Origin of the sequence: Liquorilactobacillus ghanensis DSM 18630 (assembly GCF_001435235.1) — a bacterium.
Lineage (GTDB): Bacteria > Bacillota > Bacilli > Lactobacillales > Lactobacillaceae > Liquorilactobacillus > Liquorilactobacillus ghanensis.
On record NZ_AZGB01000016.1, the window covers coordinates 313,683 to 337,004 of the forward strand.

Annotated in this window: 19 protein-coding genes and 1 pseudogene; 17 read left to right on the forward strand and 3 right to left on the reverse strand. The window is 37.1% G+C overall.

Translation table 11 applies throughout. The features are described from left to right. Nucleotides 1-313: 313 nt before the first annotated feature. A pseudogene (locus FC89_RS12850) lies at nucleotides 314-466 on the reverse strand (transposase); the annotation flags it as partial. Between the two features lie 924 nt (nucleotides 467-1,390). Between FC89_RS12850 and FC89_RS06950 the strand changes: the two are divergent. The 11 genes from FC89_RS06950 (at nucleotide 1,391) to FC89_RS07000 (ending at nucleotide 14,584) form a co-directional block, all read left to right on the forward strand. Further along, a complete protein-coding gene (locus FC89_RS06950; RefSeq protein WP_057871822.1) occupies nucleotides 1,391-2,050 on the forward strand; it encodes an amino acid ABC transporter permease in 660 nt (219 codons plus the stop codon). Further along, complete coding sequence (locus FC89_RS06955; RefSeq protein WP_057871823.1) at nucleotides 2,031-2,708, forward strand: amino acid ABC transporter permease; 678 nt, start codon at nucleotides 2,031-2,033, stop codon at nucleotides 2,706-2,708. Before FC89_RS06950 ends, FC89_RS06955 begins: the two co-directional genes overlap by 20 nt. A gap of 14 nt (nucleotides 2,709-2,722) precedes the next feature. Further along, the gene (locus FC89_RS06960; RefSeq protein WP_057871824.1) at nucleotides 2,723-3,463 is read left to right on the forward strand and encodes an amino acid ABC transporter ATP-binding protein; all 741 of its coding nucleotides are present in this window, start codon (nucleotides 2,723-2,725) and stop codon (nucleotides 3,461-3,463) included. Nucleotides 3,464-3,483: 20 nt separating this feature from the next. Beyond that, nucleotides 3,484-4,341 (forward strand): transporter substrate-binding domain-containing protein, encoded by an 858-nt coding sequence (locus tag FC89_RS06965; RefSeq protein WP_057871825.1) that lies wholly within the window; start codon nucleotides 3,484-3,486, stop codon nucleotides 4,339-4,341. A 34-nt stretch (nucleotides 4,342-4,375) separates the two neighbouring features. After that, nucleotides 4,376-6,040, forward strand: a complete 1,665-nt coding sequence (locus FC89_RS06970; RefSeq protein WP_157060680.1) for a peptide ABC transporter substrate-binding protein — start codon at nucleotides 4,376-4,378, stop codon at nucleotides 6,038-6,040. 275 nt (nucleotides 6,041-6,315) lie between these two features. Further along, nucleotides 6,316-6,579, forward strand: a complete 264-nt coding sequence (locus FC89_RS06975; protein WP_057871827.1) for a hypothetical protein — start codon at nucleotides 6,316-6,318, stop codon at nucleotides 6,577-6,579. 105 nt (nucleotides 6,580-6,684) lie between these two features. Beyond that, nucleotides 6,685-8,460, forward strand: coding sequence for a potassium-transporting ATPase subunit KdpA (gene kdpA, locus FC89_RS06980; protein ID WP_057871828.1), 1,776 nt, complete (start codon nucleotides 6,685-6,687; stop codon nucleotides 8,458-8,460). Nucleotides 8,461-8,475: 15 nt separating this feature from the next. Then, nucleotides 8,476-10,548 (forward strand): potassium-transporting ATPase subunit KdpB, encoded by a 2,073-nt coding sequence (gene kdpB / locus FC89_RS06985; protein ID WP_057871829.1) that lies wholly within the window; start codon nucleotides 8,476-8,478, stop codon nucleotides 10,546-10,548. 17 nt (nucleotides 10,549-10,565) lie between these two features. Next, the gene (gene kdpC, locus FC89_RS06990) at nucleotides 10,566-11,159 is read left to right on the forward strand and encodes a potassium-transporting ATPase subunit KdpC (RefSeq protein ID WP_057871830.1); all 594 of its coding nucleotides are present in this window, start codon (nucleotides 10,566-10,568) and stop codon (nucleotides 11,157-11,159) included. A 37-nt stretch (nucleotides 11,160-11,196) separates the two neighbouring features. Next, nucleotides 11,197-13,887, forward strand: a complete 2,691-nt coding sequence (locus FC89_RS06995; RefSeq protein ID WP_057871831.1) for a sensor histidine kinase — start codon at nucleotides 11,197-11,199, stop codon at nucleotides 13,885-13,887. After that, nucleotides 13,874-14,584 carry a response regulator transcription factor gene (locus tag FC89_RS07000; RefSeq protein WP_057871832.1) on the forward strand — a complete coding sequence of 237 codons (711 nt, stop codon included), beginning with the start codon at nucleotides 13,874-13,876 and terminating at the stop codon, nucleotides 14,582-14,584. Before FC89_RS06995 ends, FC89_RS07000 begins: the two co-directional genes overlap by 14 nt. A 112-nt stretch (nucleotides 14,585-14,696) precedes the next feature. Here FC89_RS07000 and FC89_RS07005 read toward each other — a convergent pair whose 3' ends face one another. Continuing rightward, nucleotides 14,697-15,161 carry a YbaK/EbsC family protein gene (locus FC89_RS07005; RefSeq protein WP_057871833.1) on the reverse strand — a complete coding sequence of 155 codons (465 nt, stop codon included), beginning with the start codon at nucleotides 15,159-15,161 and terminating at the stop codon, nucleotides 14,697-14,699. 152 nt (nucleotides 15,162-15,313) lie between these two features. Beyond that, on the reverse strand, nucleotides 15,314-16,927 hold the full coding sequence (locus FC89_RS07010; protein ID WP_057871834.1) for a peptide ABC transporter substrate-binding protein: 1,614 nt from the start codon (nucleotides 16,925-16,927) through the stop codon (nucleotides 15,314-15,316). 444 nt (nucleotides 16,928-17,371) lie between these two features. Between FC89_RS07010 and FC89_RS07015 the strand changes: the two genes are divergently transcribed. From FC89_RS07015 to rhaM, 6 genes are all read left to right on the forward strand, one after another. Further along, nucleotides 17,372-18,097 (forward strand): gamma-glutamyl-gamma-aminobutyrate hydrolase family protein, encoded by a 726-nt coding sequence (locus tag FC89_RS07015; RefSeq protein ID WP_057871835.1) that lies wholly within the window; start codon nucleotides 17,372-17,374, stop codon nucleotides 18,095-18,097. 287 nt (nucleotides 18,098-18,384) lie between these two features. Then, complete coding sequence (locus FC89_RS07020) at nucleotides 18,385-18,942, forward strand: phosphoribosyltransferase family protein (RefSeq protein WP_057871836.1); 558 nt, start codon at nucleotides 18,385-18,387, stop codon at nucleotides 18,940-18,942. Between the two features lie 136 nt (nucleotides 18,943-19,078). After that, the gene (locus FC89_RS07025; RefSeq protein ID WP_057871837.1) at nucleotides 19,079-20,071 is read left to right on the forward strand and encodes an AraC family transcriptional regulator; all 993 of its coding nucleotides are present in this window, start codon (nucleotides 19,079-19,081) and stop codon (nucleotides 20,069-20,071) included. Between the two features lie 168 nt (nucleotides 20,072-20,239). Beyond that, entirely contained in the window at nucleotides 20,240-21,502 is a 1,263-nt protein-coding gene (locus FC89_RS07030) for an MFS transporter (RefSeq protein ID WP_057871838.1), read from the forward strand. 22 nt (nucleotides 21,503-21,524) lie between these two features. After that, nucleotides 21,525-22,985, forward strand: a complete 1,461-nt coding sequence (gene rhaB / locus FC89_RS07035; protein ID WP_057871839.1) for a rhamnulokinase — start codon at nucleotides 21,525-21,527, stop codon at nucleotides 22,983-22,985. Nucleotides 22,986-23,001: 16 nt separating this feature from the next. Next, on the forward strand, nucleotides 23,002-23,319 hold the full coding sequence (gene rhaM, locus FC89_RS07040; protein ID WP_057871840.1) for an L-rhamnose mutarotase: 318 nt from the start codon (nucleotides 23,002-23,004) through the stop codon (nucleotides 23,317-23,319). The last annotated feature ends 3 nt before the right edge of the window (nucleotides 23,320-23,322 follow it).

Genomic DNA, 23,322 nt, shown 5'->3' on the forward strand with positions numbered 1-23,322 from the left:
GCTTTGGTATTATGCGTAATCTTTTTTTAGTAGGTATATAATGTTTTTGGAATAAATAGTTAGATGAATTGCGGTTGGAAAAGTTAAAAATAATTTTTGAATTTACTTGATGGGGCTAATAATAATTGAGTAAATTTTTCTCAAAGTACTATAAAAATTGGCAAGCATTTTATAAGCCTCAACTTCATTAGTTACCGAATGAAGCTGGTTGAAGTCCGACCATTCATCAACAATAATTAATTGAATTTGTTTAAGCTCTCGCAGATAAAATTAGTTGCTATTTCCGACAGGATTTTAGCACTTTCATTAATAAATCAAGAATTTCTTTAATTCCAACAACTGTAATTCTTAAGGTAATATAAACTGCTTCTTTTTGAACTGTGTAACGACGCAATGGTAAATAAGTTGTATTTAAGAATAAGAAAACGTAATTCTTCTTGATAATTAGCTGATGAAAAGTTTGAATTTACCATATTCAGGATTAATCAGATGATAATACTGACATTGTGATAGTTATCATAATTAATAAAGTCATCCATAAGAGGTTACTGGGTAAAACAGTTATGTCTGTTTATGAGAAGTATTTTATGGCTGATTCTAAATATTGACAAAAAATTTTTTAATATTTCTATTTTACGGGAAATCTTCTCGCTTTGATTTGACAATTCGATCATAAGAGGAAAAAGTCCACTTTTTGATATAACTTTTATTCGTTTACACAAACTACTTTATACTCTTTTCTATGATTTTAAGAAATTCATTGGTGAGCGACTTGAATAATAATTGAAAGTTACTATTTTAAGTTAAGGAAACGTGCTTCTTGAAAGTCATTTTAATAATCAAATATTGACCTCAGTATGTAATCAAATACTGGACAATTTATGTAGGGATCAGGCAAAAAATTATTAACTACTTTCTTTTCAAATGTAAATTTGAATTGACATTAATTAACTTTTGAATTAGACTTTAAGAAATTAATTAATTAAAGATGAGTAACCTGTTAATGTTACTTTCAGAGAGTCCTGAATAGCTGAAAAAGGTCAGTAACAAACAGGTGAAGATGGTCTTACTAGTAATTTCTGCGGTGAGTTCTAATGAATAAGCAGTAGACAGGAATGCCTGTTACAGCATCGGAGTTTTAGGATGAAACTTCTAGAGAGCAGCTAGGTGACTAGGTTGCTAAATAACGAGTGGTAACGCGAAATTCGCCTCGTGGCTAATAGCCAGGGGGCTTTTTTATTTGGGAAAAAATGGGGGCTGATGATATGTGTCGTTTAAGGCAACAGAAAATTAGCCGCTGGTTGGCATTATGGCATGGTTCTGGTCAGCGGGTGCTTGATATGTGGCTATTTAGAAAACTATCACTTTTGGAGTAGAAAGGAAGAATTTTATGGATTTGACTGTTATTCAGGCAGCGATTCCTAAATTTGTTGCTGGATTTAAGCTAACTTTGTGGATGTCATTTACCGGGATTTTAGGATCACTGATTGTGGGACTCCTTTGCAGTTTGGTGCAGTACTTTAAGGTGCCGGTAATTTCAAAAGTTTTTACAGGTTATGTTGAATTAGCACGCAATACGCCGTTGCTGATTCAGTTATTCTTTTTGTATTATGCGTTCCCGGTAATTGGTTGGAAAATGTCGGCTGAAACTTGCGGCTTCGTTGGACTAACTTTTCTTGGTGGCAGTTATATGGCAGAAGCTTTTTCGGGCGGCTTTGCTGGAATAGCACCAAATCAAATTGATGCTGGTAAAGCGATTGGAATGAATCAATTTCAGTTAGCTCGTTATGTTGTTTTTCCCCAAGGTCTTTCTTTAAGTGTACCCGCTTTGGCGGCAAACGTTATTTTCCTAATTAAGGAAACTTCAATTTTTTCAGTAATTGCTATCCCCGAATTAACCAATACCGCTTTGGATTTAATTGGAATTTATTATCGAAGCAATGAGTATTTATTGATGTTAGTAATTGCTTATGCGATTATCTTGATTCCATTATCAATTATTTTGACAATCCTTGAAAGGAGAGTCCGTTATGGGTCATTTGGGAACTAATATTTTATTTGCTGGCAATAATTTTCAACGTTTGTTGGGCGGTTTATGGACGACTATCTGGATTGCATTGCTGTCGCTTATAATTGGTCTTATTTTAGGAACGATATTAGGCATGCTGCGTACTTTAAAGAATCGACCGTTACGCATTGTTTTGCGTCTTTATTTGGAATTTTTCCGGATCATTCCAACGGTGGTTTTGTTATTTTTAGCTTACTATATTTTACCGCGCCAATTGAACCTTAATTTACCTGCTGATCAAGTGGCAGTGCTGGTTTTTGCATTATGGGTAGCAGCCGAATTCAGCGATATTGTCCGTGGAGCTTTGATTTCAGTTCCGCAGCATCAGCGGGAATCAGGCTTGGCAATTGGATTAAATCACTGGCAATTATTTCGTTACGTATTATTGCCGCAAGCTTTAACTTTAGAGTTGCCGGCAACGATCAATTTAGCTACGCGGGTTGTTAAAACAACATCCTTATTAATGCTAATCAGTGTCATGGATGTGATTAATATCGGGCAACAAATTATTGAAGCCAACGGTCAAACACATCCAAACGGAATCTTTTTGATTTATGGAGTGATTTTCTTTTTTTACTTTATAGTCGATTATTCACTATCATTGCTGGCAAAAAAGGTAGATATAGCTAAGCAGCATTAATTGGGGGAAATCTGATGACAAAAGAGATTTTGCGGATTGAAAAATTAAATAAATTTTATGATAAACGGCAAGTTCTGTTTAATATTGACTTTTCAATAAAGCAAGGAGAAGTTTTGGCCTTATTAGGACCATCTGGTTCTGGTAAGAGTACGCTAATTCGTTGTTTAAATGGGTTGGAACATTTTAGCAGCGGAAATTTATTCTTCGCTGGTAAAAAGTTGGTACCAACTGAAAAAAATTGGCAACGATTACGGCAAAAAATCGGTATGGTTTTTCAAAGTTATGATTTATTTCCTAATTTAAATGTCTTAGATAATATTTTGCTGGGGCCGACTAAAGTACAGAAGAAAAATCATGACCAAGCAAAGCAAGAAGCTATTTCACTTTTACAGCGGATTGGCCTGACAGATTATACAGCTGCATATCCACGACAGCTTTCAGGTGGGCAGAAGCAGCGAATTGCAATTGTTAGAGCATTAGCGTTGCATCCAGAATTGATGTTATTCGATGAGGTAACTGCTTCGCTTGATCCGGAAATGGTGCGCGGTGTATTGGAGATTATCAAGGAATTATCTGAAAAAGATAATATGACGATGATTATCGTTACCCATGAAATGAATTTTGCAGAGCAAATTGCTGATCGAGTTTTATTTTTAGATGATGGTCACGTGCTGGAAGAAACTGACGGGAAACAGTTTTTTGTTAATGCCCAGACTAAACGGGCACGAGAATTTTTAGAGAGTATGAAATTTTAAAAAGGGGAATGAGAGATCTTATGAAAAAAATCAGTTTAAAAAAGTTAATTACAACTGGAATTATTTTAGCTACAGCTGCCCTAACTTTGACAGCTTGCGGTTCGTCAAGCAAATCAAGTTCTGCCTCGAGTTCTAACAATACCAGCTCTGTAGCTGCTATCAAAAAACGTGGAACGATCAAGGTTGCTGTTTTTGGTGATTTAAAACCTTATGGCTGGGTCAATAAGGATGGTAAACGCGTTGGCTATGATGTTACTTTGGCTCGCAGGATCGCCAAAGATTTAGGCGTTAAAATTAAATTTGTGCAAGTTAATGCTGACAGTCGGGTAGACGCCTTATCTTCTAATAAAGTTGACTTAGTTTTAGCTAACTTTACCGTCACCAGTGATCGTAAACAAGTTGTTGATTTTGCTAATCCATATATGAAAGTGTCAGTCGGAGTTGTTTCTCCGAAAAATGCCCTTATTACCAGTGCTGATCAATTGAAGAATAAAACAGTGATCGTCAGCAAGGGAACAACTGCAGAAACCTATTTCACGCAAAAACAAAAAAGTGTTAAATTGCTGAAATTTGATTCGAAAACACAGCAGTTTAACGCGTTAAAGAACAAACGCGGAGTAGCGTTGGCAGACGATAATACTTATTTGTATGCTTGGGCCAAGACACATCCAACTTACCAAGTAGGTATTAAGCAATTGGGACAAAGCTCAAGTATTGCGCCAGCAGTTAAAAAGGGCAATAAGTCTTTGCTAAAGTGGACAAATAATGAAATTAACAAACTTAATAAACAAGGTTTCTTTAAAAGGGCTTATAACAGTGATTTAAGACCTTACTTCAGTTCCGATGTTAAACCGGCTGATGTGATTATTGAAAAATAATTTTTGCAGAAATTAATGAGGGGAATTTGTAATTGTGAATCAGAAAAGGTATAAGAAATATTTGGGATGGCTGATTGCTGCTATTGTTGTTATTGGCGGGATTATCAGCTGGCAAAGTTTAGCTAAAAATAAACAAAAAAGTTCAACCAAGGCAACTCGACAGACAATTAATTTAGCTGCTAGTTACCCAATTACTTCATTGGATGTTGCTAAGATTACTGATCGGACATCATTTAATCAAATTGATAATGTGGGCGAAGGTTTATATCAATATGATAAAAATGGTAATGCCCTCAAAGCATTAGCAACCAAAACAAATGTTTCAGCGAATAAGCGGGTATATACGATAAATATCCGCAAAAATACCAAATGGAGTAATGGCGATCTGGTAACGGCTAAAGATTTTGTCTATTCTTGGCAGCATGCAGTGAATCCTAAGACAGCCAGTCAATATACTTACCTATTTACTAATATCAAAAATGCGGCTCAGATTATTGCTGGTAAAAAAGCAGCAACTGCTCTTGGTGTGAAAGCAATCGGAAAGTATCGTTTAAGGATCTGGCTGAATCAGCCGCAAGCATATTTTACGAAGATTTTAGCGCGTGAAACTTTATATCCGATTGATCAACGAATCGCTGAAAAATATGGCAGCAAATATGGCACCAGTGCTGCTAAGACAGTTTATAATGGACCATTTGTTTTAACTGGCTGGAACGGAACCAATGATACTTGGCAGTTAAAGAAAAATCCGCAGTATTGGAATAAAAAGCAGGTTAAATTGAGTTCAATCAAATATCAAGTAGTTAAGGATCCGGCAACTGCATACAATTTGTACAAAACTAAAAAACTTGATTTGATAACACTCACGGGTGATCAAATCAAACAATTGCAGCATAACAAAAACATTGTCAAACGAAATTTAGCCGGCACTGAGTACTTGGAGTATAACGTGCGCAAATCCAGTCCAGTAGCTAATCGGAATGTCCGCTTAGCAATTTCGTTGGCATTGGATCGCAATGAGCTGATTAATAATATTTTGCAAAATGATGCCAAACCGGCTGACAGTATTGTTCCAAGTAATTTCGTGAAAAATCCGCAAACCAAAGTTGACTATACTAAAGAAGTCAAGGTTAAAAATACAACTGACTACAAACCTAAATTAGCTCAACAACTGTTTAAGCAAGGGTTGCAGCAGCTAAACAAAAAAGAACTGACAGTGACTTTGATGATTGGAACTGATGATATTACTAAAAAAACAGCTGAATTTATTCAAAGCCAATTAGAAACGCACCTTAAAGGCTTGAAAGTGCAACTTAAAACAATGCCAGTCAATGTTAAGCTGGCCCGACGAGCAAGTGGTGATTTTGATTTGGACTTGATTGGCTGGACTGCAGACTTTGCTGATCCGATTACATTTTTGCAGATGTTTACTTCTGATAGCACACAAAATCATTTGGGGTGGTCAAATACTGAATATGATAGCTTGATCGCCAACGCTAACCAAAAAAATGCCGGTAATGTCGATCGCCGCTGGACAGATTTGGTTAAGGCCGGTCAAGTGCTGAGTCGTGAGCAGCCGATTACACCATTATATGAAATGAATACCATCGATTTAGTAAATTCGCACTTGAAAGATGTTGTTTATGATAGTGTTAATGGACATTATAGTTATAAGCAGGCTTACTTAAGCCAAAACTAGTTGAATAGTTCCAAAAAAGCCAAGTACGATCTTTAAATAATTGTACTTGGCTTTTTTTGTATGATTCATTTAAAAAATAAAAGCTAAGCCAAAAATTAATATATATTTTGCTGGAACAATTGGGTGAGTTTAGGAACTTATTCAACTGTTTCAGCTTTTTTTTGGCAATTTTGGGTTTCTTAACACGGTTTTAACATCAGCGTCGGAACCTTAACACCGTTTTAACGGCGAAGAGCGTACGATACGAATATAAATTAACGCCGGGAGTGAGAAATATGCTTGAAGAATATCTAATCAGTGGTGTCTCCAAAAAAGAGGATCGCCGTCAAGTTGTCAAGGATTTAATTGTCAGAATTAAACAGAAAAAATCTGGAAAAGTTCAAAGTACAACTGGTGATTTGTTTTTACCCGATATTGAAATTATTTACTACTTTAATCAGCGACAGATTTTACAAATCGATTATGCATTTTCAGACAGTGTTTCATTGGAAGCAAGAGAATTTTGGGAAAATTTGATCGAAATGCTGACTAACGAATAACAAAAATAACGGGAAGTGATTACCATGGTATTAATTTTAGGAACAATTTTAACAGTCTTTTTGTTGGTATATCTTATTTATGTTTTGTTTAAGGGGGAAAATTAAATGCCGGTTTGGATGCAATATTTACCATATATAATCGTGCCAGTACTACTGGCGATTCCATTAGGAAAATATATCGGTAAGGTGATTAACGAGCAGCACAATTTTATGAGTATTATTGTTGAACCAATTGAAACCCGGTTTTACCGCTGGTTGCATATTTCCAAAAAAGAGATGAACTGGAAGACATATAGTTACAATGTCTTGATGTTCTCATTAGTTAGTTTTTTGATTTTAGTGCTGATTTTGAAATTTCAAAACTACTTGCCGGGAAATCCAGAACATTTTGCCGGTCTTTCATGGCCGCTGGCTTTTAATACAGCTATTAGCTTTGTTACCAATACTGATTGGCAGGCTTACGCTGGTGAAACAGCTCTATCGAATTTCTCACAGTCAATTGGTTTAACCGTACAGAATTTTGCTTCTGCAGCCGTTGGAATTGCTGTCTTATTTGCAGTGATTCGTGGTTTTAAACGGACTCAAGCTAGTCATATAGGTAACTTTTGGCGTGATCTGACTAAGATTTTTTTGTATCTGCTTTTGCCGCTTAGTTTAGTGATTTCATGTTTATTGTTAGCTAGCGGAGTCCCGCAAACTACTAAGGGTTATCGAACAGTAAACTTAATTGAACCGGTAGCCGTAAATCAACAAAACAAGTTGATTTACGGAGCACATATTAATGAAAAAAAGCAGCAGGTAACAGATGATAAGGACCATTTGGTTAAAAAAGCTAAGATAATAACGAAGGAAGCATTACCTTTATTCCCGCAAGCTTCTCAAGTAGCAATTAAACAGCTGGGAACTAATGGTGGTGGTGTTTTAGGTGCTAATTCGGCTCATCCGTACGAGAATCCAACGCCTTTTTCAAATTTAGTTGAAGCAACATCAATGCTTCTATTACCAATGGCACTTTGCTTTAGTTTTGGTGAAGTTCTTAAACGACGTAAAGAGGGCTGGGCAATTTTTGTAACTATGGCAATTTTGTTTGTGGCAGCAATAGCTGCAGAAGGAATTTTGGAACAACATGGAACCACCTTGCGTCATATAGGTAATTTAGCAATGGAAGGCAAGGAAACCCGGATTGGTGTCCCAGGATCAGCTACTTGGTCGATTATTACAACAGCAACATCATCTGGAGCGACGAATGCTTCGCTAGACAGTTTTAGTGCTCTGGGAGGATTGCTGCCGATGGCTTTGATGCAGTTAGGCGAAGTAGTTTTTGGTGGTGTTGGTTCAGGTTTGTATGGAATGCTGGGCTTTGTCTTGTTGACAGTTTTCATAGCCGGATTGATGGTTGGCCGAACCCCCGAATATCTGGGAAAGAAAATCGGACCTTACGAAATGCGCATGGCTGTTATTGCCTGTTTGTCAACGCCAGTAGCTATTTTATTGAGCAGCTCGATTCCAGCTATGCTGAAATCAACTTTGAGTAGCTTAAGCAATACTGGAGCGCATGGTTTTTCAGAATTTTTATACGCTTTTTCGTCGGCCGGAGCTAATAATGGTTCGAGCTTTGGTGGCTTTAACGGGAATACCACCTTATTAAATATTATTTTGGCAATTGCGATGCTTATTTCGCGATTTTTACCGATTATTGCCATGCTGGCTATTGCAGGCAATATGGGAAAACAAAAAAGAGTTGCAAGCAGTTCAGGAACCTTAGCGACTGCTAGTCCAACATTTGTTTTTATGTTGATTATCGTAATTTTGATAATTGGTGTATTAAGCTTTTTCCCAGCTTTAGCCTTGGGACCGATAGCTGATTTTTTAAAACATTAAGGAAGTGAGCTAATTATGGAACAAAAAAATACTTCGTTATTTAATCAAAAGATGATTCAAGATGCTTTGAAAGAAATGTTAATTAAATTAAAACCATCGGCTCAAATTAAAAACCCAGTTATGTTTTTAGTTTATGTGTCGGCTATAATGACAACTATTTTATCCGGATTGTCATTAACTGGAATTGGTGATGGAATTGTCAGCAGCGGATTTATTATCGTAGTGTCATTGATTTTGTGGCTGACTTGTTTATTTGCCAACTTTGCGGAAGCAATTGCGGAAGGCCGTGGCAAAGCTCAGGCGGCTGAGTTAAAAAAATCAAAAAAAGCAGTGATGGCCAAAAAGGTTACCAGTGCGACTGATTTGACACCGGAATTGGTTAATGGAGCTGATTTAAAGAAAAATGATCTGTTTTTAGTGGCAGCCGGTGAGACGATTGCTGCTGATGGTGAAGTAATAGCAGGAGCTGCTTCAGTTGACGAAAGTGCGATTACCGGTGAATCGGCCCCGGTAATTCGAGAGGCAGGCGGCGATCGTTCAGCTGTTACCGGCGGAACTACCGTTTTATCAGATAAAATTGTAGTTAAAGTTACCCAAGAAGCAGGAAACAGTTTCCTTGATAAAATGATCGGCATGGTTGAAGGGGCTAATCGGAAAAAAACTCCAAATGAAATTGCTTTGGAATTGTTTTTAGTTGCACTATCGATCATTTTTGTATTGGTAGTTGCTGCATTATATGCATATGCAGTGCTTTCTTCCAGGATTAATGGTATCCACAATCCGCTGTCAATTGTGTGGTTAATTGCTTTATTGGTTTGCTTAGCACCGACGACAATTGGTGCGTTGCTGTCGGCGATCGGAATTGCCGGGATGAGTCGATTAAATCAAGCCAATGTCTTAGCTATGAGCGGCAGGGCTATTGAAGCCGCGGGAGATACTGATGTATTGTTGTTGGACAAAACAGGAACGATAACGTTGGGCAATCGCCGTGCATCTGAGTTTATTCCAGTTGATGGGCACTCTGAAAAAGAATTGGCAATTGCAGCTCAATTGGCTTCATTGGCAGACGAAACTCCTGAAGGCCGATCAATTGTGATTTTGGCAAAAGAAAAATATGATCTGCGGGAGCAAAATCTGGCGGCAAATCAAACGAAATTTATTCCTTTTTCTGCGCAAACAAAAATGAGCGGGGTTGATTACGCCGGGGATGCAATTCGCAAAGGTGCAGCTGCTAATATTCAAGAATATGTCGTTGCAAATCATGGTCAGGCCAGTCAAGAATGTCAAAATGTTGTGAAAAGTATTTCACAAAAAGGTGGTACTCCATTAGTTGTCTGCAGAAATAACGTTATTTTAGGAGTGATCTATCTAAAAGATATTATAAAAAAAGGTGTTAAGGAAAAGTTTTCCGATTTACGTAAAATGGGCATTAAAACAATTATGATTACTGGCGATAACCCGATAACAGCGGCAGCAATTGCAGCTGAGGCCGGTGTTGACAGCTTTCTGGCACAGGCCACACCGGAAAGCAAATTAAAAACGATTCGCGAATATCAAGATCAAGGCCATTTAGTAGCGATGACGGGCGATGGCACCAATGATGCTCCGGCTTTAGCTCAAGCCGATGTTGCCGTAGCTATGAATACCGGCACACAGGCTGCTAAAGAGGCAGGAAATATGGTTGATTTGGATTCGTCACCAACTAAATTGATCGAAATCGTCAGAATTGGCAAACAATTGCTGATGACTCGCGGCAGTTTAACCACTTTTTCAATTGCTAATGACATTGCAAAGTATTTTGCAATTATCCCGGCAATGTTTGTTGGCTTATATCCCAAATTAAATGTACTTAACATTATGCATTTGTATAGCCCGACCAGCGCAATTTTGTCTGCTTTGATTTTTAATGCGCTGATTATTGTAGCGTTGATTCCATTGGCTTTGAAAGGAGTTCGCTATCGGGAAGTGGCGGCCAGCCAATTACTACGGCATAACCTTTTAATTTATGGATTAGGCGGGATTTTAATTCCATTTATCGGCATTAAGGTCATCGATTTGATTATCACGCCGATTTTACAATTGATTTAGGTTGAGGAGGAAAAATAATGATAAAAATGTTCACTAAATCATTATTAGCTTTAGCGGTAATTACACTTGTTTGCATTGCTTATACAGCAGTTGTTACGGCGGTAGGTCAGACTTTCTTTACCAATAAGGCTAACGGCAGTTTGATTAGCGAGAAAAAAACAATTAAAGGCTCAGCATTGATAGCTCAGCCGTTTACAAGTAAAAAATATCTGTGGGGACGTCAAATGTCAATCACTTTGGGGAATTTGAATGGGGTTGGCGGTGAAAATAACACCATGTATTCAGCGGCTTCACAGCTCAGCCCAAGCAGTCGAAAATATCAAGCGCTGGTAAAAAGTAACGACCAAGTAATCAAACGGCTTAATCCGGCAGCTAAGCAAGCAGTGCCGGTTGATTTGTTGACCGATTCCGGCAGCGGGTTGGATCCTGAGATTTCTTTGCAAGCGGCTCGGTATCAAGTAAAACGGATCGCAGCAGCTAGGAAACTCAGCCCGGTTTCGGTTCAGAAGATTATTAATAATTATACTAAAAATAGAACTTTCGGTATATTAGGCGAGCCACGAGTAAATGTTCTCGAAGTTAATCTAGCTTTGGATAAGATAAGCAGTTGATAAATAGGTAGAAAAGCTGATTTTGGGGGTTCTATTAATGAAATCTAAAGCGCAAGTAGAGCATTATTTAAAATTAGCTGATGCAGATAATGATTCAGGGAATAAACGTGGCAAGTTAAAGATCTTTTTTGGATATGCAGCTGGTGTGGGCAAAACTTATAGGATGTTAATGGAAGCACAGGATCTGCGGCAGGAGGGATATGACGTTGTTGTCGGCTATATTGAACGACATGGCCGGTCAGCGACGGAAGATCTGATTGGAAACTTGGAAGTTATTCCAGTTAAAACAGAACAGCATCACAATATTTTGCTGAAAGAATTTGATTTAGACGCCGCTTTGAAGCGACAGCCGCAAATTATCTTGGTTGATGAATTAGCTCACACTAATTCTCCGGCTAGTCGTCATGAGAAACGTTATCAAGACATTCAGGAATTGTTAAACGCTGGAATTGATGTTTATACGACTTTAAATGTTCAGCATTTAGAGAGCCTGCAGAATATTTTAGCGGATCATTTGCACCTTAATGTCCAAGAAAGAGTGCCGGATTATGTTTTTGATTTAGCTAATCAGCTTCAATTGATCGATATTGAACCGGAAGAGCTGATTACGCGGTTAAAAAAGGGAAAAATATATGCCAAACAGCAGATCAAGCAGGCACTTACGAATTTTTTTACGACTAATAATTTAGTTGCTTTGCGTGAGTTGGCCTTAAGAAAAATGTCTTTGCGTTTACAAACCGGCAGTAAGCAAGTCGTTGAAAGATTTTTGGTTTGTGTTTCCGGTTCGTACAGCAGTGCACATGTAATTCGCTCGGCTGCCCAGTTGGCCGAGGCATTCAGTTGTGAATTGATAGCCGTTTATGTTAAAGAAGATAATCCGGATTATCCTAAAAATTACTTGGATTTCAATTTGAATTTGGCACATGAATTAGGTGCTAAGATTGTTAAGCTGCTGGGAGAAAAACCAGCTGTGCAGATTGCTGAGTATGCCAAAGTAAGCCAGGTGACCAAGATTATTCTAGGTTCAAGTCCTAAAACCTGGTTGCGGCGGCGCGAAAACGATTTGGTCACTCAGCTGGGACTGTTATTGCCAGAGGTCGATAAATATATCATTAATGAACCGGTCACTGGTAGCAGCTTAAATCAGCAAAAAATAAAACAAAGATTTGCAAAACTTAAATTGAAAAGTTTCAATCAAAATGTAATAAAATCTTGGATCATTATCTTTGCGGTTTTAATCGTCAATACTTTAATTAGTGAAATTTTATTTCATTTAGATAAGCAATTAATTAACATTGTCTTGATTTACATTTTAGGGGTGATGGTTTGTGCAATCTTGGTTGAAGGACAAAAGTATGGAATCTTTGCAGCAATTGCGGCAGTCTTGTGTTTTAATTTTTTCTTTACTCAACCGTATTTTTCCTTAGAGGCTGGTTCGCAATATGTAATCACCTTTGGTTTAATGCTTTTTGTGGCAATAATCAGTAATTCATGGACTCTGAAAATAAAAAAACAGGCCGTTTCAAATGCCCAGCGTGTTTATCGTACCGAGGCATTGCTAACGACGATCCAACAATTACAATCTACCAAAAAAGTCGCAGAGGTTATCGCGATTGCTGCTAAACAGCTGCAAAAAATTTACCCGGTCCCAATTATTTTTTATAAGCAGGAGCACGGGAAGCTAACTGAACCATATCTTTTTGCACTTGGCAGTAAAGAAACAATTGCAGCCGAATATTTTAGCAACACTGAACAAGCAGTTGCTTTTTGGACTTTAAAAAATGGTCAAGAAGCTGGGGCCAAAACAACTACCTTGCCCAATTCAAAATGCTGGTATTTGCCGGTTTTTGGTTCAACTCCAAACAAAGTAATGGCAGTGGTTGCATTTGTGATTCCGAATAAAAGACAAGTAGAGTTTTTTGATCGCAATCTGATAATTTCTATATTGGATGTGTGTGGGCAGGCCTTTGAAAGAATGCAAATTTTGAAAGCAAAAAGGCAAGCTGAGATTAAAGCCCAACAAGAAAAATTAAGAACTGACCTATTGCGGGGGATATCACATGATTTGCGAACACCGTTAACTAATATTTCAGGCAGCATTGATGTTTTGCGACGGCAGATTGATTTAATTTCGCGAGAAGAACAATTGACTTTATACGATACGATTTACAAGGATGCAGCTTGGTTGATAAATCTGGTTGAAAACTTATTGGCGATGACGCATTTAGAAAGTCAGCTGCAAATTAAACAAAGCCCAGAGCTGGTTGATGAAATTATAACTGAAGCGCTTGAACACTTGAGTCCTGGGGCGGATCAGCACACTATTCAAGTTAAATTGCCGGATGAATTATTGATGGTTCAAGTAGATGCTAAATTAGTAGTTCAAGTAGTAATTAATATTGTTAATAATGCTGTTAAATATACACCAAACGGCAGTCATATTTGGATAACAGCATTTCGTAAGAATCAAAATCAAGTTCAATTTGAGATCTCAAATGATGGTCCGCAGTTAAGTGTTCCGGAACTGACTAATTTGTTTAAGTTATTTTACACTGGTGAACGCCAAGCTGATCTGCAGTCACAACGCGGTCTAGGGATTGGTTTGTCTTTATGCAAATCAGTTATTGAAAGTTTTGGAGGGACTATTTGGGCCAAAAATCTTGAAAAAAAGGGTATATGTTTTTACTTTACTTTACCTGCTTGGGGTGATAAGTATGAAAAAAAATAGGGTCTTGATTGTGGAAGATGATCCGGAAATTGCACGATTAATTGAAATAACATTACGGGCAGAAAAATATGATTATGAACATGCGGTTAATGGTCGAGAGACCTTTAGTCTTTTGGGTATTTTTAAACCAGAACTTTTATTGCTTGATTTAATGCTCCCTGATATTGATGGGGTCGACATTATAAAGAAAGTTCGTAAAACCAGTCGCATTCCCATTATTATTGTTTCAGCGCGTGAAGAAGATAGCGATAAGGTTGGTGCGCTTGATGCTGGAGCAGATGATTATTTGGTTAAACCATTTTCGGTTGAAGAACTTTTAGCCAGAATTAGGGTAGCCTTGCGAAGAATCAGTTATGAGCAGGAAAATGAACAAGTGCCGGCACAAAAATATTATTATAATGGAGATTTATTAATTGATTATGCTAGGCAAACGGTGCTAATAAAAAATCAAGCAGTGCATTTAACACCAACTGAATATAAAGTGCTGTGTTTATTAGCCCAAAATGCTTCACGTGTTTTAACGCATCATTATTTGTTAAAAAAAGCGTGGGGAGAAGAAATGTTTGAAGATAATTCTTCGCTCAGAGTAACGATTGCCACTTTAAGAAAAAAAATAGAATGTACCGGAAAGTTTCATTATATTAAAACTCATATTGGCATTGGTTATCAAATGCTGCAATATAAACGTTCAAGTTAAAAATTCCGCAAAAAAGGCTGGGGTATTTTGGATCATTAATCTAAAACATCTCAGTTCTTTTTTATCTTTAAATTAGCAAAAAAACGTTTCAGCAAATTATATTTGGAAAACATTATTCTTTGATAACATAAACCCATGCTACCGGTTGCGCATACTTTTCCAACTCTGCTACCGTTAACTTAACAGCTGCATTAGCTGTCCCAGCAGCCGGATAAATAACGTCATGTTTTTTAAGCGATTCATCTAGATAAACATCCACAGCTGGTTTTAAAGCGAAAGGGCAGACACCACCCAACGGATGACCGATTAAATCTTCTAGCTCATCTGCTTTAACCATATGTGCCCGCTGTTTAAAGGCAGCTTTGTATTTAGGATTGGAAATTTTAGCGGTTCCTTCGGTGACAATTACGATTGGCCGTTCTTTCAGCGAGAAGGCGAGTGTTTTAGCAATTTGTTCCGGTTTGACTTCCAGAACAGCGGCAGCTTCAGCAACGGTTGCCGTGGACTCATCGAAGACATGGATTCGGTTTTCCAGCTGATATTGTTTAAAAAAAGAACGGACATTTTCAAGTGACATAACAATTCCTCCAATTATAAAAATTAAATTAATTATCAGCCATCTTTATTAAGAAGTAAATATTAATTTAATGGTTTTTTAATTATTTTTTAAAAAACAGAAAAAAATCCCGATCAAATTTTTGGTTCGATCGGGAGAGAATTCTAATTTAATTATTTGATACTGGCATTCCGATAAAATAAGACAGTTCCATAAGGAGAAATTTGTAATCCCTTAACCTTCTTCTTTAACAGATACGACATACCACCTTGATAAACGGGAGCAGTGAAGGCATCTTTTTGAATTAATTGTTTTTCAGCTTGGATCAAGACTGACCACCGTTTTGTTGGATTTGTTGCGTAAGTTGTGGCGGCTTCATTTAACAAGTTGCGGAAATTACTGTTATTGTAATCACCGTCCAAATGATATTGCCCACCATCACTAATAAAGTTGACTGGATCGGCAAAATCTGGCTGCCAAGTTCCATAAACCATATCGTAATCATAGGCACTTGTAGCAGCTAAACGTGATTTCAACGGAATTGACCGTAAATTGACTGACAATCCAGGCAAATTAGTTTCTAATTGACTCTGGAGATATTCACCGATTTGTTTGGAATCAGTAGTATCAGAAGTCAGCAACTGGATGGTGATCTTATCTTTACCTAATTCCTTTTTAGCTTCCGCCCATTCCTTGCGAGCGTCTTTAAGATTATAAGTCAGCATATTACCGGCTTCTTGTCGATAGTCATCACCTGTTTTGGAATTATAGGCAAAATTTTTAGGAACGATTCCGTTTAATGGTGAACCAACATGCAAAACATTGTTGACAAGTGATTTTTTGTTAAAAGCCATGGCAATTGCTTTACGAAAATGAATATTGCCGGTTGTTTTACGATGTACATTAAAGGACATATAACCGATCAAAGGAATCGGTTTGGAATGATAACCGGAAGTATGTTCATATTGCTTAATATAATCGGTTGTTAACATCGCATAATCAAGTTTATTGGTTTTATAAAGGTTGCCAGCTGTTGCGGCATCCTTAACAACTTGAACATTGACCTTTTGAAGTTTAACGGCTTTTTTGTCCCAATAATGATTATTTTTAACATAATTCCATTTTAAATCAGTTCCTGTCCAATTTTTAACAACAAATGGTCCATTATAGACAGCTTTGGCTGAAGAGGTCCCATAGCTGCTGCCATATTTTTTAACAACTTTTTGATCTTGTGGATAAAATGGTGCTCCAGTCAGTAACTCTGAAAAATAACTGATAGGTGCTTCTAAAGTAACTTGCAATTTATATTTTCCCAGTGCTTTAATTCCCAAGTCTTTAGCTGGTAACTTTCCAGCAGCGATTTGGGTGCCGTTTTTGATTGGCTGAAATTGTTGTGAGTTTGGTGAAGCAGCTGCCGGATCAACCATTTTACGCCAAGCATAGACATAGTTTTCAGCTGTGACGCTATCGCCATTTGACCATTTGGCATTTTTGCGCAGCTTAAAGGTGTATGTTTTTTGATCTTTGCTGACAGCGACACTGGAAGCACCTGCTAAAACTGGTTTATTTTTAGCATTAAAACGATACAGACCTTCAAACGAGTTTTCAAGTGCTTCAAGACTAGTGGTATCACTGTATTTAGTACTATTGAGTGTTGCCATTTCAGCGTTAGTTGCAGCGGTTAATACTTGTTTAGAACCATTTGCTGAATTACTTTTGCCGCAAGCAGCTAAGATAAGTACACTGGTTAAAGCTGCCCCGACTAATGTTAACAACTTTTTTTTCATAAAAGTTGCCCCCCTCTAAAAATTACTTATTATCATCAAAAAGAATGAAAAAAGCCCCCAGTCCGTTCGTGACTGGAGACCCATGGACTACTAAAACAGTTTTAGTAGCTAGAGTTCTGCTGCTCCACGATTGGCACTTCAAAAAGCATGCTGTGTTTTTCACAACATGAATACGTTTGACACATTATTAACTGTAGCTTGCCGCACATGGGTTAAGCCAACTCCCTCCGAAACAGTTGATGATACCTAAAGAATAAGTGTTTGAGCGACAACTGTCAACTAATAATATTTTTTTGAAAAAATGTCTTGATAAAAAGAATTTACTGAAAATTTTCCTGCAACTTATTGTATATTTGGGTTAGATGACTTGTTTAAGCAGTGAAAGCTTGGTATTATCAACTTTAATTGAAAATAAATTCTGAAAAGAACGGATGATGACTTTTAATGGAGAAAAAAAAGATTATAGGAATTCCGGGTGGGATTACTACCGCTAATGGGACACGACGTTATTATATTAATGAAGCAGATGTCCGTGGAATTGTTAAGGCGGGAGCAACACCAGTTATGATTCCCAGTGAAGCAATCAATGATTTAGATTACTATGTAAATATTTGTGATGGCTTTTTCTTTACTGGCGGTCCCGATGTTTTACCAGTTTTTTATGGTGAAGAACCACATATCAACATGGGTTTTAGTGAAATTCAGCGCGATCGACTAGAGATTGCGTTGGTAAAAAAGGCACTGACTGCCGGCAAAAAGCTTTTAGGAATTTGCCGCGGAATGCAGATAATTAATGTAGCTTTAGGTGGAAAACTTTATCAGGATCTTGAGAGTGAGTATCCGGTACGATCTAAGCAACCTTTAATTAAACATTTTCAAGCAGCCTCGCGAACCGAAGCGACTCATTATGCAAAATTTACTGCTAATAGTCGGCTGCACGATTTGTATGGTGATCAGCGATTGATTAACAGTCACCACCATCAAGCAGTTAGTCAGGTCGCCGACTCGTTGAAAGTAACAGCTGTGGCTAGTGATGGGGTAATTGAAGGTTTGGAAAGTAAAGATAACCAACAAGTTTTGGCTGTTCAGTGGCATCCAGAAGTATTAGTGGCAACCGATGAAAAGATGCAATTGATCTTTGATGAATTTGTCAGTGGATTGACAAAATAATTTGTAATATGACTTATTAATTAAAAAACTCTTTTAAATTCAAGCTTAACCAACTTAATTTAGAGAGCTTTTTTTAAGGCCTATTTAAATGCTAAAATACGTATTTATAGTAGAAATTGTGGAAATGATTTATCCTGTAAGCTATTATTAATGATATCAGTGAACTTTTTAAGGGATAACATCATTAATTGTTCACCTTATTGACAGTCAATTGCTGACAGACACACTAAAGTAATTGTTAGCATGATGGTGAGAATTGATTTGCTGCTGGGTTTGGAGGATTAAAAATGCAAAAAACGTATGACTTAGTGATTGGCAAGCTTAGACGTAATTTACCAATTATTCCAATCAACAAAACAACTGCAATTGCTTCTTTTGTGCTGTTGGGGGATTCAGAGTTAGCTCACTATGCAGCTCAGAAATTAGCTGGTAAATTACGGGAACCATTTGATTACTTGGTGACATTAGAGAGCAAGGGGATTCCTTTAGCTGAGGAATTGAGCCAAATTAGTCAACATCCGCAATTTATTGTCTTACGCAAGAGCGTAAAACCATATATGACAGCACCACTAAAAATATCAGTTGCCTCAATTACGACAACCAAACAGCAATTGCTGGTTTTAGATGGAAATGATGCTGCCAGGCTGCGGGGAAAGCGAGTTGTTCTGGTTGATGATGTTATTTCAACTGGTGGTTCACTGGCGGCAGCTGAAAAACTCTTAGTTCAAGCTGGCGTGAAAGTCGTTAATAAATGCGCAATTTTAGCCGAAGGAGAAGCAGCATCACGTGACGATATCATTTACTTGGCAAAGTTGCCATTATTTCAAATTAATTCCGATCTTTAAAAAGATTAAGTTTTGATTCTTTTTTAAATGTTAACCGCTTTAAAAAAGGGAATGTTTCTAAAAGTATTAATAACTAATCACCAATAGTTATGGTATATTAATTGTGGAAGCACTTACACTTTTGGAGGGCAAGGCTATGAATCAAAGAGTTTTAAATATGTTGTATACTTTAAATTCAATTGAAAAGAAACAAAGGGAAGATTTTCATTATTTAGAAGAAATGCCGCCAAATGCAATTAATAAAGAGCTGTCAAAAAAGGAAAAAATGAAAGTTCTTAATAATTATTTTTTTAAAAACAAGGATATTTATATAAGTAAGCATAATCGCTTTGCACCTTATCCGACACATTCACATACTTTTTTGGAAATTAATTATATGCTTGAAGGGGAAGCAAAACAGGTTGTTAATGGGAAAGCATTAATTTTAAATCGTGGTGATTTATTATTGCTGGATGTGGGAGCAGAGCACTCGATCGAAGCTTTAGGAGAAAATGATCTATTGATTAATATTTTATTTCGCAACAGCAATATTAATATCGATTTTCTAAAAGATCTTCGCCGCAGTCGGAGTGTTTTGTATGATTTCTTATTAAAAAGTCCAATTAAGGCCAACGAAGAACAAAATTACTTAATTTTTCGGACGGCTAAAAATAACAAAATATCACAAATCATGGATGAAATAATCGAGGAATATTTTTTAAAAAAGGAATTTTCAGATGCCATTATTAAAGCTTATTTGCAGATTTTAGTAACTAATTTAGTTAGAGATTATCGAATTTCTGATCAGCAGCCGCAAAATAAAAGACGCAAATTGGTAGTTGATGTTCTTGATGAAATTGATAAAAACTATAAAACGATTACGTTGCAAAAAATAGCCAAAAAATATGGTTATAATAAGAATTATTTGAGTAACCTGTTTAAAAAAGAAGTTGGCAAACCATTCTCAGAAATTGTTATTCAAAAGAAATTAACCCAGGCACATATTCTAATCACCTCAACCTCGTTGCCTATCAGTCAAATCATTGAAGCAGTCGGCATTTCAAATAAGAGTTTCTTTTATAAGAAATATTATGACTTTTACAAGGAGAAACCGTTAGCTGATCGACAACATAACTTAATAAATATTTAATTTGCGGGCACCGCTATGAATCTTTGGTTTGTAGCGGTGCTTTGTTAATTGGATATGTAAATATGATATTAAATACCTGTCTTTTTGCCATTGAAAGCGGATACATCAAATGGTGTAATCTAATTGTATACGAAAAGGATATCCGAAAAAATGTGAAGGGGTGGCGAGATGGCAAGTAAAAGTTCGAATGGATCAACATGGGCAGTATCATTAACAAACTTTTTGGATTCTGGTTCCATTGTTGCAGGTGCATCAGGACTGACTCTTTGGCAAAAAGCATTTGGATTGTCTAATTTCGAGGTCGGATTATTAGGGGCTTTGAGTGCAAATGCATTCGGGTCCGCGTTAGGAGCAATTATTGGAGGCCGCCTTTCCGATAAGTTTGGTCGAAAGATGATTTATACGTACGATATGCTGGTTTACATGGTTGGAACGTTAATTGTTGTTTTTTCAGTCAATTTTGCAATGTTGTTATTAGGTTTCTTAATAACCGGAATTGCAGTTGGTGCTGGGGTCCCGGCATCATGGACTTATATTGGTGAAACTTCAGGTGATACTAATCGAGCACATAATATTGGTATTTCACAGTTTGCTTGGTCGATGGGACCGGTTATTATCTTTGTTGCTGGAACACTACTAGCACCAATCGAGTTAACGGGAAGTCGAATTTTGTTTGCATTTTTGACAGTAGTTGCTTTTATTGCTTGGAATTTGCAAAAGAAATTGCCAGAATCACAAGATTGGCTTGATCAAAAGAAGAAAGAACAAGCATCTCCAGTTGAAGCGCATCCATACCGTGATTTGTTTTCGAATTCAGTTTCAGTTAAAAGTATCTTATTTCTTTGCGGAGTTTACGTATTTTGGAATTTAGTTGCTGGAGCGATGGGCTTCTTCATGCCATTTGTTTATGAAACTGTTGGTGGTCTTAACAATACCCAAGCTAATATGCTGCAGGCAGTTTTGTGGATATGTACTGCTTTAGCTGGTTACTTTGGTTTCGCTTTGTTGGGAGATAAAGTAAATCACCGGACATTTTTCTTCGTTGGTGCAGCAATGGCAGTCATTTCTTGGGTAATTTTAACTTATATCGGATTTGGCTGGGCCGCATTACTGGCATTCGTAATTATTTGGGGAATTTCAGCAGGGATTGGTGCTCAAGCTTGGTATGCTTTATGGGCAGTTGAACTGTTTCCTACTAAGTATCGTGCCGGTTCACAAGGATTTATGTTCTTTATCGTTCGTGGAACTGCTGGAATCTGGTCAATTGTCTTTCCAATGATTTTATCCGGGTTAGGCTTTAAGATTGCTGGAACAGCAATGATTGTTCTGTTAATTGTATCATTACTGGTTGGGACGATCTGGACACCAAAAACTCGTGGTAAGACCTTATCACAAATTACGAAAGAACGTTATGGCAAAGATCAAGATTGAAATGAAGGGATTTGAGTAATTTATGGCTAAGACATATGTTGCGGTTGATATTGGAGCTTCAAGTGGTCGGCTAATGTTGGCTAAATTGGCCGACAACAAACTAGTGATGAAAGAGGTTCATCGGTTTAAGAATGGTTTTGTTCATGCAAAAGGACATGATCGTTGGAACATTGATAAACTGATCGAAGAGATCTTGATTGGTTTAGTTAAAATAAAAAAAGCTGGTTATCAAGAAGTAGTTCTGGGAATTGATACTTGGGCGGTCGATTATGTTTTAGTTGACAAACAGGGCAATAAATTACAAGACCCCATTTCTTATCGCGATACACGGACACAAGGCAGCATCGAACGTTTAACAACTGATCTTTCTAAAGAATATATTTATCAAAAAACAGGTATTCAATTTTTAGATTTTAATACGTTATATCAGCTGTTTGAAGAAGATAAGGAACTCTTGGCTAAGACAGCTAAGATAATGATGATTCCTGATTATATTGGCTACGCTTTGACTGGCAAAGCTGTCACAGAAGTAACCAATGCTTCAACTACACAAATGCTGAGTTTACGTGAAGGATTGTTTGATGATCATTTATTGGAAAAAGTCAATGTTAAGCAAGAACAATTTCCGAAGCTGGTTGAAGCTGGAACTGTTTTAGGTGAAATCCGCCCAGAGTTAGCTGAAAAATATGATCTTCCTAAAACTGAAGTTATCACAGTAGCAACTCACGATACTGCTTCGGCTGTAATCGGAGCTCCAGGAATTGGTCAACGGTGGGCATATTTGAGCTCTGGAACTTGGTCATTGATTGGAACGGAATTAAATACTCCGGAAAATGGTCAAGAAGCTTTTAAACAAAATTATACCAACGAATGGGGAGCATATGGGACCTATCGTTTCCTGAAAAACATCATGGGACTCTGGATTATTCAGAATATTAAACATGAGTTAAAGGATCAATATAGTTTTGCTGAATTAGCTGCTTTAGCAGAAAAAGAGGCTCCGTTCCAACAATTGATCGATGTCAATGATGAACGGTTCCAAAACCCAAGCAACATGATCAAAGAAATTCAGGATTACTGTCAAGAAACGCAGCAAAAGGTACCACAAACTCCAGGTGAGTTAGCAATGGCAGTTTATTCTAATTTGTCACTTTATTATGCAAATGAATTGGCGATCTTGGATCATATTTTAGGCTACCGAATCGATAGTTTGAATATTGTCGGTGGCGGATCAAATGTTGGTTTGATGAATCAATTAACGGCAACGATCGGCAATGTCAATGTTTATGCTGGACCAAGTGAAGCTACTGCAATTGGTAATATTATGGTTCAAATGATAACCAAAGGCGATATTTTGAATGTTTACCTAGCCCGCCGGATTATCGCGAAATCATTTGCAATCAAAGAATTTCGTCCAGAACCAAATAAATATCCGCAAATTTTACAACGGTATCAAAGTTTTTTTGAAAAAAACAAGAAATAGAAAGGAGAAAATGAAGATGACAGTTAGAATGGGACAATTGATGCACGTTTATCCGGATCAATATGATGAATATGAAAAACGGCATAACAATCTTTTCCCAGAAATGAGAAAAGCTTTGAAAGAAGCTGGAGCTCATAATTATTCGATTTTTCTTGATAAAAAAACCGGCAACTTATTTGCTTATTTGGAAGTTGATAATGTAGAAAAATACAATGCGATTGCCGGGTCGGAAGCATGTAAAAAGTGGTGGGCTTATATGGAGCCGCTGATGGATACTAATCCAGATAAAAGCCCAGTAACTTTGGATTTGCATGAAGTATTTCACTTAGATTAAAGG

Bases quoted from the DNA above. Each gene is read 5' to 3' on its own strand.
- FC89_RS06960 (WP_057871824.1), top strand. From the start codon at position 2,723: ATGACAAAAGAGATTTTGCGGATTGAAAAATTAAATAAATTTTATGAT.
- FC89_RS06955 (WP_057871823.1), top strand. From the start codon at position 2,031: ATGGGTCATTTGGGAACTAATATTTTATTTGCTGGCAATAATTTTCAA.
- FC89_RS07030 (WP_057871838.1), top strand. From the start codon at position 20,240: ATGGCAAGTAAAAGTTCGAATGGATCAACATGGGCAGTATCATTAACA.
- rhaB (WP_057871839.1), top strand. From the start codon at position 21,525: ATGGCTAAGACATATGTTGCGGTTGATATTGGAGCTTCAAGTGGTCGG.
- FC89_RS06965 (WP_057871825.1), top strand. From the start codon at position 3,484: ATGAAAAAAATCAGTTTAAAAAAGTTAATTACAACTGGAATTATTTTA.
- FC89_RS07025 (WP_057871837.1), top strand. From the start codon at position 19,079: ATGAATCAAAGAGTTTTAAATATGTTGTATACTTTAAATTCAATTGAA.
- FC89_RS06995 (WP_057871831.1), top strand. From the start codon at position 11,197: ATGAAATCTAAAGCGCAAGTAGAGCATTATTTAAAATTAGCTGATGCA.
- FC89_RS07020 (WP_057871836.1), top strand. From the start codon at position 18,385: ATGCAAAAAACGTATGACTTAGTGATTGGCAAGCTTAGACGTAATTTA.
- FC89_RS07005 (WP_057871833.1), bottom strand. From the start codon at position 15,161: ATGTCACTTGAAAATGTCCGTTCTTTTTTTAAACAATATCAGCTGGAA.
- FC89_RS06975 (WP_057871827.1), top strand. From the start codon at position 6,316: ATGCTTGAAGAATATCTAATCAGTGGTGTCTCCAAAAAAGAGGATCGC.
- FC89_RS07000 (WP_057871832.1), top strand. From the start codon at position 13,874: ATGAAAAAAAATAGGGTCTTGATTGTGGAAGATGATCCGGAAATTGCA.
- kdpA (WP_057871828.1), top strand. From the start codon at position 6,685: ATGCCGGTTTGGATGCAATATTTACCATATATAATCGTGCCAGTACTA.
- FC89_RS07010 (WP_057871834.1), bottom strand. From the start codon at position 16,927: ATGAAAAAAAAGTTGTTAACATTAGTCGGGGCAGCTTTAACCAGTGTA.
- kdpB (WP_057871829.1), top strand. From the start codon at position 8,476: ATGGAACAAAAAAATACTTCGTTATTTAATCAAAAGATGATTCAAGAT.
- FC89_RS07015 (WP_057871835.1), top strand. From the start codon at position 17,372: ATGGAGAAAAAAAAGATTATAGGAATTCCGGGTGGGATTACTACCGCT.
- FC89_RS06950 (WP_057871822.1), top strand. From the start codon at position 1,391: ATGGATTTGACTGTTATTCAGGCAGCGATTCCTAAATTTGTTGCTGGA.
- kdpC (WP_057871830.1), top strand. From the start codon at position 10,566: ATGATAAAAATGTTCACTAAATCATTATTAGCTTTAGCGGTAATTACA.
- rhaM (WP_057871840.1), top strand. From the start codon at position 23,002: ATGACAGTTAGAATGGGACAATTGATGCACGTTTATCCGGATCAATAT.